The sequence below is a fragment of the Meridianimarinicoccus aquatilis genome (assembly GCF_004358675.1).
In the GTDB taxonomy this organism is placed as follows: domain Bacteria; phylum Pseudomonadota; class Alphaproteobacteria; order Rhodobacterales; family Rhodobacteraceae; genus Meridianimarinicoccus; species Meridianimarinicoccus aquatilis.
The window spans coordinates 64,759-75,035 of the sequence record NZ_SMZO01000017.1 but is presented as its reverse complement, the minus strand read 5'-3'; the positions used below and the strand labels follow the sequence as shown (position 1 = coordinate 75,035).

Sequence of the window (10,277 nt, the reverse complement as noted above, 5' to 3'; positions counted from 1 at the left end):
CGATCAGAAGGGGCCACACTGGCCCCTTTTTCGCGCGGCCATCGTTCCGGGCGCGAGAGGCATCTTCGGGCGCTGACCCATATATATCTCTGGCAGCTGTGCGGAGCTTTGCTTCCGTGAGCCGCGTCTGAATGACTTTTGCCTTCGCCGACGCGGAAACTGATAGGGAGGGCGGAGAGCGGACGGTCGCTGCACAAAGGATGGAGGTCAGCAATGCGAACAAAGCGCTAATTCGCTGCAGTTACTCGAACGACCGCTTAACGGTGAATCTAAATTCGTTCGGCAAAGCGCCTGATGCGTTGCACCAGGCGCCTCTTGTTCCTGTCACATCGCGTTACTTGATGGCGAGGATGTCGAAGTTGTGGACGTTAGCGACCACACCGTCGTCCCACCCGCCAGCGACCAACTCCGCTGCCCGTTCGTTCAGCAGCCCGGCGACTTGACCGGCAAAGTGTGCTTCACGGCCAGCATTGTTGGTGAAGATGTCGAAGATTGCGAAGGATGTTTCGTCAATCTGCAGCGCCGCCCAGAACAATGTGCCGGGTTCGGTTTCTCCGACGATGGGACCAGCTGCGGTCAGCAAGGCTGCCAATTCCGGCCCTTTGCCGGGTGCTGCTTCGAGCGTGATGTACGTGGCTGTCGTGGCCGAGTAGAGATCAACCGGTTCCTTCACCGACAAAACATCGGAATTTTTGATATTCGCGACAACACCATCGTCCCAGCCTCCGGCGACCAGCGCGTCGGCATTTTGGTTCAAAGCCGCGGCCACAGCGCCGGAGAAATGCGCATTGCGCGCTTCTTCATCCACGAAGATATCAAAGATCGCGAGCGTATCGTCGTCTTGTAAGGCAAACCAAAGCACGGTGCCTGGTTCGGTGTCCGCGACAATCGGGGCGGCTCCGGCCAGAAATTCGGCGAATGCTTCGGTCTGGCCTTCAGCGGCGGGCATGGCGATGTAGCTGGCAGTGTGATTTTCCATTGGGGTTTCCTGTGCGGCTGCAGATGTCGTGATCAAGGCCAAAGCGGCGAGTGTCTTGAGTATTTGGGCTTTCATGGTCGCCTCCTGATTGAGAGGTTGTTGTGTTTGGTTTCGATGCACCCTTTTCTCATGCCGAATGCCTCAGGCACCAATCCCGAACTTCTATTCTTTGATAGACATGTGCTATGGTGAACCTCATGGCGGCAAGTGACGGAGACTGTGGCAGTGGAGATGAACCAGATCAGGTATTTTTTGGCTGTCTGCCAGCATCGCAACTTCACTCATGCCGCTAGCGCCTCAAATGTTTCCCAACCGTCCTTGACGACCGCGATCAAGAAACTTGAACACGAGCTCGGGGGTGATCTGTTTGTCAGGGACCGCGCGGGATGCAGGTTGACGGCACTCGGAAAACTCATGCAGCCAAGGCTACAGAAAGCGCATGACGAAACGCAGGCAGCTAAGGCAGAAGCCGTCCGCCACACGCGACTAGAGCGGGTTCCTATTTCTGTCGGTGTTGGCGAAACGATTGGTCACAACCGGATTTCAGCCGCCGTGGAACGCTTCCGTACACGATTGCCGCAAGCCGAAATAGAGTTGATCGTGGCGTCTGCCTCCAAGCTTCTGGCCGGATTGCGAGAGGGTGAATTTGACGTCGTTGTCACAGCGGCGACGGTCAGTGAAGACCTCTATCGAATAGACCAGCTCTATGACGAGTCCTACAAGGTTGTGGTGTCCAAGTCGCACCCGTTGTCTGGACGAAACGCTATTTCTCTTTCGACACTCGCTGAAACTGACATGCTCGATCGACCCAATTGCGAAATGCGCGATGCGTTGCATCGGGCATGTGCAGACCAAGGTCACGAACTCTACGCGGCCTATCGGTCAAATCGCGTGGATTGGTTAGTCGAACTCGCGCGGCGGGGATTAGGCGCGGTAATTTTGCCAACCACGGCAATTCCAGCAGACAGTGGCCTCGTTTCGATACTCATCGACGGCCCTGAAATTTCGCGAACTGTTTCTGCTCTTCGTTATCGGCACCAAACGACGAGACCAGAGACAAATGATCTGATCCGTGAGATTGCGCGTGTGTAGGCGTAGTATCATTGATGGCCGACATTCGCGCATAGTGCAGTAACTGGTACTTTGGGCTCCAAGTGGACCTTCGTTGCAATGAAGTCGAACGGCAGCTCTGGGCCGTTCGCGTCGGACCCAGCCATGCTGCAAGCGTGAAGCAATCTGCCATCGGCGCTGTCAATACGGGATTAGATCTGACGTTCGTAGCCGATGTCCAGTCCGAACCTAGCCCTTCGCTTTCGGCAAAGGCATGCTGCGCCCCCAAGTCGATCCACCGACGTGATACCGACAAAATACCGACGTGATACCGACCCGGAAATTCATGGCCCCCAGACGCAAAAAAAAAGGGCACCCGAAGGTGCCCTTTTCCGCGTCTGAAAAACGTTGATCAGCAGCTGTAGTACATTTTGAATTCGACAGGGTGCGGAGTGTGCTCGTAGTTGTACACTTCTTCCCACTTGAGGGCCATGTAGCCTTCGATCTGGTCTTTTGTGAACACGTCGCCTGCCAGCAGGAAATCGTGGTCAGCTTCAAGACATTCCAGAGCTTCGCGCAAGCTGGCGCAAACTGTTGGAATTTCTGCCAATTCTTCGGGTGGCAGGTCGTACAGATCTTTGTCGTTGGCTTCGCCCGGGTGGATCTTGTTCTTGATCCCGTCGATACCGGCCATCAGCAGGGCGGCGAAGCACAGGTAGGGGTTCGCCGATGGGTCGGGGAAACGTGCTTCGACGCGCTTTGCCTTGGGGCTTTCCGAGAACGGGATGCGAACGCAACCGGACCGGTTGGAAGCCGAATAGGCCCGCAGAACCGGGGCTTCGAAGCCGGGGATCAGGCGCTTGTAGCTGTTGGTCGATGGGTTGGTGAACGCGTTCAGCGTTTTGGCGTGCTTCAGGATGCCGCCGATGAAGTACAGGGCTTCGTCGCTGAGGTCCGCGTACTTGTCACCTGCGAAGAGCGGCTTGCCGTCTTTCCAGATGGACATGTTCACGTGCATGCCAGTGCCGTTGTCGCCAGAGATCGGCTTGGGCATGAAAGTGACCGACTTGCCATAGGCATGGGCCACGTTCTTGACGATGTATTTGTACTTCTGGATTTCGTCGGCCTGCTTGGTGAGCGAACCGAAGACAAGACCCAACTCGTGCTGGCACGATGCCACTTCGTGGTGGTGCTTGTCGACCTTCATGCCGATACGCTTCATGGTCGAGAGCATTTCGGCGCGGATGTCCTGGGCGTCATCAACCGGGTTTACCGGGAAATAACCGCCTTTGACGCCAGGGCGGTGGCCCATGTTGCCCATTTCGTATTCGGTGTCGCTGTTCCAGGACGCATCTTGCGCGTCAACCTGGTACGATACCTTGTTGATGCCAACCTGGAAGCGGACGTCGTCAAACAGGAAGAATTCAGCTTCCGGACCCATGAACGCCTGGGTGCCAACACCGGACGAAATCAGGTAGGCTTCTGCGTTCTCTGCTGTGCCGCGCGGGTCACGGCTGTACCGCTCGCCTGTGTCTGGCTCTACCACTGTGCAGTGCAGGCAGAGCGTCTTTTCCGCGTAGAACGGATCAATATACGCGCTGTCCGTGTCTGGCATCAGCTTCATGTCGGAATTGTTGATGGCTTTCCAGCCGGCGATGGACGAACCGTCGAACATCATGCCTTCATCAAGGAAATCCTCGTCTACGAGGTCCGCAAGGACCGTGACGTGCTGCAACGCGCCGCGTGGGTCGGTGAAGCGGATGTCAACGTATTCGACACCCTCTTCCTTGATCGTGTTCAGAACTGCTTCCTTGCTCATTTCGTATCAGGTCCTCTTACTGATGGAAGTGCTGCGCCTTTGGTCGACTATGGCGACAGCGCGGTTTAAAGGGCTGCTTCGCCGTCTTCTCCGGTGCGGATCCGGATCGCTTGATCAACGGTGGATACAAAGATCTTCCCGTCCCCAATTTTGTCAGTTTTAGCTGCGTTTAGAATTGCTTCGATCGCGCCGTCTGCTTGATCATCGGGCAAAACGACCTCAATTTTGACTTTCGGAAGAAAGTCGACAACGTATTCTGCGCCTCGATACAGCTCGGTGTGACCCTTTTGGCGACCAAAGCCTTTTACTTCGACGACCGACAGTCCTTGGACCCCGATGTCTTGCAAAGCTTCTTTGACCTCATCGAGCTTGAACGGTTTGATGATGGCCTCAATCTTCTTCATTCTAATTCCCCCGCACTGGCGTTGGATGTGGTGAGAACACTTCCACCCGCCCGCTACAATTGGCTAAGCTTTGCGTGTTTCGCAGACTCGGACGATTCCCATGGCAAAGGTTAAAAAATGAGCAAAGCGCATTGTAAATGGGCGAAATGAAAAGAAGTGGGAATATGAGCCGCGATGCTGTGCTGACTGCCGCAGAAATGCGCAAACTGGAAACTGACGCCATCATGTCGGGGCGTGTTTCCGGTGCTGAACTGATGGCATGTGCCGGAGAACGGGCCGTCGCCGAAACACTGTCGCTGTGGCCGGATCTTCAAGACACGATCTCACGCGCTGTCATATTGTGCGGTCCCGGTAACAATGGCGGCGATGGGTACGTTATGGCGGGCATTCTCGCGGGGCGTGGCTGGCAAGTTGATGTTTTCGCGCTAGGCGCGCCGACACGTCTGCCGCCGGATGCCCGCGCCAACCGTGATTTGTGGGCGGCGGAATGTCCTGTTCACCCTCTTGCGGACGCTGCTGATGCCATGGCGTCGGCTGATTTGATCGTGGACGCATTGTTTGGGATCGGTTTGGCCCGCCCGCTGGATGCTGACGTGGTGCGTGTTCTAAGGGCGGTCCCGACGAGCACGCATCGGATGTCAGTAGATGTGCCCAGCGGATATGACACTGATACCGGGACTATTCTGGGCGATATTGCTTTTCCGGCTGACCTGACGGTTACGTTCCATTCACGCAAGCCAGTGCATTCTGTCCTCGAATCGTCCGGCTGTGTGGTGCGTGTTGTGGATATCGGGTTGTGAGCGGCGTCACCGGGCTGTCCCCGGCATTGGCATCGCGCCTGGCGAAGAACGTTGATCAGCACAAGTATGATCACGGTCATGCCTTGGTCGTGGCAGGCGGACCGGGGCAGGGCGGCGCGGCACGCCTTGCGGCGCGGGCTGCACTCAGGGTCGGGGCGGGACTTGTCACCGTTGGGTGTCCGGTTGAGGCCATGACCGAAAACGCCGCCCAACTGACATCTGTTATGGTCCGTCAACTGAAAGGGTCCGCCGGTCTGGAAGATGCCCTTGGCGACGCGCGGATCAATGCGCTGTGTATCGGGCCCGGATTGGGGCGCGGCACAGAATCGCGCAACATGGTGCGGGTTGCCTTGTCTACGCGGCGTCCAATCGTGCTGGATGCTGACGGCTTGACGAGTTTCGCAGATGCTCCGCGCGCATTATTCGGCCTGCTGCACGGCGCGGCGGTTTTGACGCCGCATGAAGGCGAATTTGCGAAACTCTTTCCAGAGCAGGCAAGGTTGTTGAAGGATGCGTCGCGCGGTCAAATACTGGACCCGCGCCGCGAGGCTGTCATGGCTGCTGCCGCGCGCTGTGGTGCGACCGTACTGCTCAAAGGGCCCGTCACGCTTGTGGCCGACCCATCGGGCCACATGGTCGAGTTGCATCTTACCGGCGCTGACGCGGTGCCGTGGTTGGCTACTGCCGGGGCAGGGGATGTTTTGGCAGGCCTTATAACCGGGCTTTTGGCGCGTGGGTTTTCCCCGGTTCAAGCTGCTGAAGCCGGGGCTTGGCTGCACGCGGCCGCGGCGCGTCTGATCGGCGCCGGGCTGATCGCAGAAGATCTGCCAGATGCCTTGCCGGCCGTATTCGAGGAGCTTGAACTCTGAGCGATGAAACACAGCAGGGCGGCGGTGCGATTTTACCCCTCGCATCCCCCGTGACCGTTTGCTAGAAGGCCCGAAATTCGCTCGTTGGCTCTAGGTCGGCAGGCGTTGGCTTTTGCGGGTGTGGCGGAATTGGTAGACGCACCAGATTTAGGTTCTGGCGCCGCAAGGCGTGGGGGTTCAAGTCCCTTCACCCGCACCATGATACGGATATAAGGACGAAGATACATGCAGGTCACCGAGACCCTGAAGGACGGCCTCAAGCGCGGGTACGAGATTACTCTCACGGCTGCCGAGCTTGATGCCAAGGTTATGGAGAAGCTGACCGAAGCCCAACCCGGCATTGAGATGAAGGGCTTCCGCAAAGGCAAAGTGCCTATGGCATTGCTCAAAAAGCAATTTGGCGAGCGGGTCATGGGCGAAGCGATGCAGGAAAGCATCGACGGCGCGATGTCCGACCACTTCAAGGAAACCGGCGACCGCCCGGCGCTTCAGCCTGACGTCAAGATGACGAACGAAAACTGGAAGCAAGGCGACGATGTTGTTGTGTCGCTGAACTACGAAGCTCTGCCCGAGATCCCCGACGCGGATCTGTCCGGGCTCAAGCTTGAGAAGCTTGTCGTGAAAGCTGACGAAGCTTCTGTCGACGAAGCGCTGGCGAATCTGGCAGCCACAGCACAAGACTTCGACGACAAAGCCGAAGGCGAAGCTGCCGCAGATGGCGATCAAGTCGTCATGGATTTCGTTGGCAAGATTGACGGCGAAGCATTCGAAGGCGGCGCGGCAGAAGATTACCCGCTGGTTCTGGGGTCAAATTCGTTCATTCCGGGTTTTGAAGAACAGTTGGTCGGCGCCAAAGCAGGGTCCGAGGTCGAAGCGACTGTATCTTTCCCAGCTGATTATCAGGCCGAACATCTTGCCGGCAAAGAAGCCGTGTTCACGTGCACCATCAAAGCCGTAAAGGCCCCGAAGGCAGCCGAAATCAATGACGAGCTGGCCAAGAAATTCGGCGCAGAAGATTTGGCCGGTCTCAAGACGCAGATTTCCGAGCGTCTTGAAGCCGAATATGGCGGTGCATCGCGCGCCATCATGAAACGTGATTTGCTCGACAAGCTGGACGACCTGATCAGCTTCGAGTTGCCGCCAACCTTGGTTGACGCGGAAGCGAAACAGATCGCGCACCAGTTGTGGCATGACGAGCACAAGGACGTGGAAGGTCACGACCACCCGGAAATCGAAGCGACAGAAGAGCACGTAAAACTGGGCGAGCGCCGTGTGCGTCTTGGTCTGTTCCTTGCTGATCTGGGCCAGAAGAACAACATCGAAGTGACAGACGCTGAGATGACCCAAGCGGTTATGGCGCAAGCGCGTCAATATCCGGGTCAGGAACGTCAATTCTTCGAGTTCATCCAGCAAAATCAGCAGATGCAGCAACAGCTTCGTGCGCCGATTTTCGAAGACAAGGTTGTCGACTACGTATTCGAACTGTCCACCGTGACTGACAAAGAAGTCACAAAAGACGAGCTTCAAAAAGCCGTCGAAGCGTTGGACGAGGAATAATCATCGAGCCGCATTTTTCGCGGACATCAGTGATTTGAATTTAGGCCGCTCCGGTGTGGGGCGGCCTTTTTTGTTGAGTCAACGTTGCCAGCCTGCTCATTCGTATAGTGCGCTTAACGAAAGTATACGCCGATGAAGTCATTTTTGTTATTAGTATAGCGGCCCGTCGGGGCGCTTTTTACAGCGCCAAAAGTGCTATACTTGTTTCTAATTCGTTTGTTAGGAACTCCAGTGTTGACCGCCGTTCGCCTTCTCACGGTACTTGCAATGTGGCTTGCCTTTACGGTCAGACCCGTGGCGGCTGATGAGTTGTGCATTGCTGGCGGAAATGCGGCATCTGAACAATCGATATCGATATTTCAGGACCCGATCGAGATCGCATCCGACGTCCCACGAATGGTCGAAATTGATCTCGACAAAAATGGGACGGTGGATGTCAAACTTGAGTTGATCAGCGGCGCGTCTTCGACTCCGGTGAGCGGGCTTGAAGTTACAACATTGCTAAGGATCGCAGCCGAGTCCGGTGTTGGTATCGGCATTGGGGGACCTATCAAAGCTGGGGACACGTTCCGTAGATCAGACATGTTTTACCGTGCTGAAACGCTTGCACGGTCTCAGCGAAACTTGAAAACAAGCCTGTTTTACGGCGAATGGGCACGCAGTCCTGAAGTTGTTAGTGGTATTCTGCCTTTGCGGCTCATTCGGTGCGCCGAAGTCTATCTGGGCTATCTGAACCTGAGCGTGGATGGATATGGCAACGTTACGGTTCACGGCTATGCCGTTACAAATGAGCCTGCTTTGGAATTGACAGTGATTGACTTATCCGGGGCTGCTGCTGATCCCGCTAGCGCGGCGGATGATGTAACGACCCCTGAAAGGGAACACACACGTCAACACGAAGAGCGTAACCAGCTCGCATCCTTAGAAAAGCAGTTGTGACCTTTGGGTGACGAGCGCGCCTCGTCTGTGATCGGCCCAATCAGGCTTTTGGGGAATATCAAACTATCGGCTACGGTGGATTATAATGACACAGTCTGACGATGATCCACTTGCGCTTGCAACCCGTTCGGGATTGCCGGATGCCCTTCGGGTTCTGGTGAAAGAACTTCCGCGCGCGGGATGGGAAAGTGATCCGGGTTTTAAGGGCATTGCAAGCTTCTGGATGGAACGCCATCTGTTGTTCCGTCAGATCATGGATACTCTGGCCGAAGAAACAGAGTTACGGCTGGATGCAAAGATATCTGCTGAAAAGCTCGGCGCGCGGGTGTCGCGTTTCGGCGGTATGCTGATTGAAACGCTGCACGAGCATCATTCGATTGAGGACAGCATTTATTTCCCAAAGATGCGATTGTTGGAACCGCGTTTGTTGCGCGGCTTTGATATGCTCGACAAGGATCATCACGCCCTTGATGACTGGCTCGACCGGTTTTCGGTCGCAGCCAGGGTCGTTGTTGAGGACCCGACGCGCGACAGCACATGGGCATTCCACGCCGAAATCGAACGCCTCGCCCCTTTGCTGGAACGGCATTTGACCGACGAGGAAGATTTGATCGTTCCGGTCGTGCTGAAAACCGGTTTGAAATAGGGTGACCGCGCCGCTTCAGGTCTGTGTGCGTGCTGTTAGGCCAAGGTCATCGGCCGTCAGGTGAAACGCCTTGCCAAACCCACCATTCAGCGCGGCTGTGTCAACCACAAGGCGTGCAAAACTGAAATCCGTGAAATCGATATACAGTCGCGACTTTGGATGCTGTTGTAAGTAGTGCTCGCGCAGATTTGCCCAGCCTGGACCGCCATGCGCAATAAACTCTGCCCTGCAGGCAAGCGTGATGCGTGGATGGGTCAGTGGGTCCCCTCGTGTGCCTGGCTCCCCGACAAGTAGCGAGCAGGCAGGCGACTGTTTAAGGGCGACCGTGTGCGCAGATAAATCAGATATCAATGTCAGTGGCTGACCATCTGGCGCCGTTGCAACAGCGATACGCGAGACTTGCGGCGCGCCAGTGGCTGGGTCACTCACACCAACCGCCCCATAGCGTGCTTCGCGAAGCAGTTTGCATGCCAATTCGCGTGCGTCATCGGTGGTCGGATTGATCGGTGATGTGTCTGCCATGGCGGCAATCGTAAACAGGTTGAGAGCCTGTTCAAGCATCCTTTTGGCAGTTTGCCGTGGCCTCGGACCGTATCACAAAGGTTGAAGAGTGATTGTTTTCGCGCTATAAATTCGTGTAAAGGTTGTTTCCTATTTTGGTACTTTCTTATTCTAAAAGCCATTCAACATTTCATATGAGCGGGTCGCGGTTCTGTCGCGGCACCACAGATTATAGGTCCATGCATTGCAAGAGAGTTTAGAAAACTATCCGCAGTCGCCATCTTTGGAACCCGTCACACATAGATTGCGTGTCGTTTATAAAGGGGTGACCGTGGCCGACACTATCGAGGGCTGGCTGGTGTGCGAAAAAGAGTGCGCACCCACCTATTACATCCCAATCGCGGATTGGTTGCCTGGGACGCTGGTTCCTGCAAAAACCGGGAACATGACAAGCCAGTGGATGGGGCGTGCACGCTATTATCATGTGGTTGTTGGGCACGCCCATGCTGCCCGCGCTGCGTGGGCCTTTCCAGAGGCAGACGGAGAGTTCGCACCCATTCGAAACGCCGTTTCCGTTTATGCCAACTTGATGGAGGCTTGCTTTGTAGGACGCGAGAAAGTGCTTCGGCAGAGCAACGGCTACGATGCTGGTTGGATCACCCCCAACTTGACCGGAATCACTCAAACGCCAGCCATGACTGAGAGTGGATGAC

General features: G+C 56.0%; 11 protein-coding genes, 1 tRNA gene and 1 pseudogene. 9 read left to right on the top strand and 4 right to left on the bottom strand.

The annotated features are described in order from the left end of the window. Window positions 1-334: 334 nt before the first annotated feature. A complete protein-coding gene (locus tag E2L05_RS09480) occupies window positions 335-1,054 on the bottom strand; it encodes a putative quinol monooxygenase (RefSeq protein WP_133342673.1) in 720 nt (239 codons plus the stop codon). 156 nt (window positions 1,055-1,210) lie between these two features. Here E2L05_RS09480 and E2L05_RS21070 point away from each other — a divergent pair. Together E2L05_RS21070 and E2L05_RS09475 are read left to right on the top strand one after the other, a co-directional pair. Further along, window positions 1,211-1,327, top strand: a pseudogene (locus E2L05_RS21070) (LysR family transcriptional regulator); the annotation flags it as partial. 66 nt (window positions 1,328-1,393) lie between these two features. Further along, window positions 1,394-2,071 (top strand): LysR family transcriptional regulator substrate-binding protein, encoded by a 678-nt coding sequence (locus tag E2L05_RS09475; protein ID WP_243721929.1) that lies wholly within the window; start codon window positions 1,394-1,396, stop codon window positions 2,069-2,071. Between the two features lie 370 nt (window positions 2,072-2,441). Here E2L05_RS09475 and glnA read toward each other — a convergent pair whose 3' ends face one another. Together glnA and E2L05_RS09465 are read right to left on the bottom strand one after the other, a co-directional pair. Beyond that, complete coding sequence (glnA, locus tag E2L05_RS09470) at window positions 2,442-3,848, bottom strand: type I glutamate--ammonia ligase (protein ID WP_133342672.1); 1,407 nt, start codon at window positions 3,846-3,848, stop codon at window positions 2,442-2,444. A 65-nt stretch (window positions 3,849-3,913) separates the two neighbouring features. Continuing rightward, the gene (locus E2L05_RS09465; protein ID WP_133342671.1) at window positions 3,914-4,252 is read right to left on the bottom strand and encodes a P-II family nitrogen regulator; all 339 of its coding nucleotides are present in this window, start codon (window positions 4,250-4,252) and stop codon (window positions 3,914-3,916) included. Between the two features lie 164 nt (window positions 4,253-4,416). On the opposite strand from E2L05_RS09465, the gene E2L05_RS09460 reads away from it, so the two are divergent. The 6 genes from E2L05_RS09460 (at window position 4,417) to E2L05_RS09435 (ending at window position 9,063) form a co-directional block, all read left to right on the top strand. Further along, on the top strand, window positions 4,417-5,052 hold the full coding sequence (locus E2L05_RS09460; RefSeq protein WP_165971724.1) for an NAD(P)H-hydrate epimerase: 636 nt from the start codon (window positions 4,417-4,419) through the stop codon (window positions 5,050-5,052). Beyond that, complete coding sequence (locus E2L05_RS09455) at window positions 5,049-5,921, top strand: NAD(P)H-hydrate dehydratase (protein ID WP_243721927.1); 873 nt, start codon at window positions 5,049-5,051, stop codon at window positions 5,919-5,921. Before E2L05_RS09460 ends, E2L05_RS09455 begins: the two co-directional genes overlap by 4 nt. 114 nt (window positions 5,922-6,035) lie before the next feature. After that, window positions 6,036-6,120, top strand: a tRNA-Leu gene (locus E2L05_RS09450). Window positions 6,121-6,146: 26 nt separating this feature from the next. Next, window positions 6,147-7,478 carry a trigger factor gene (gene tig, locus E2L05_RS09445; RefSeq protein WP_133342669.1) on the top strand — a complete coding sequence of 444 codons (1,332 nt, stop codon included), beginning with the start codon at window positions 6,147-6,149 and terminating at the stop codon, window positions 7,476-7,478. Window positions 7,479-7,712: 234 nt separating this feature from the next. Beyond that, window positions 7,713-8,417: a hypothetical protein gene (locus E2L05_RS09440; RefSeq protein ID WP_165971723.1), complete on the top strand. Its 705-nt coding sequence runs from the start codon at window positions 7,713-7,715 to the stop codon at window positions 8,415-8,417. Window positions 8,418-8,502: 85 nt separating this feature from the next. Then, on the top strand, window positions 8,503-9,063 hold the full coding sequence (locus tag E2L05_RS09435; protein WP_133342667.1) for a hemerythrin domain-containing protein: 561 nt from the start codon (window positions 8,503-8,505) through the stop codon (window positions 9,061-9,063). A gap of 15 nt (window positions 9,064-9,078) precedes the next feature. On the opposite strand, the gene E2L05_RS09430 is transcribed toward E2L05_RS09435, so the two are convergent. Continuing rightward, a complete protein-coding gene (locus E2L05_RS09430) occupies window positions 9,079-9,585 on the bottom strand; it encodes a HugZ family pyridoxamine 5'-phosphate oxidase (protein WP_133342666.1) in 507 nt (168 codons plus the stop codon). Window positions 9,586-9,808: 223 nt separating this feature from the next. Here E2L05_RS09430 and E2L05_RS09425 point away from each other — a divergent pair, with 223 nt between their 5' ends. Then, on the top strand, window positions 9,809-10,276 hold the full coding sequence (locus E2L05_RS09425; protein WP_133342665.1) for a DUF427 domain-containing protein: 468 nt from the start codon (window positions 9,809-9,811) through the stop codon (window positions 10,274-10,276). Window position 10,277 lies beyond the last annotated feature (1 nt).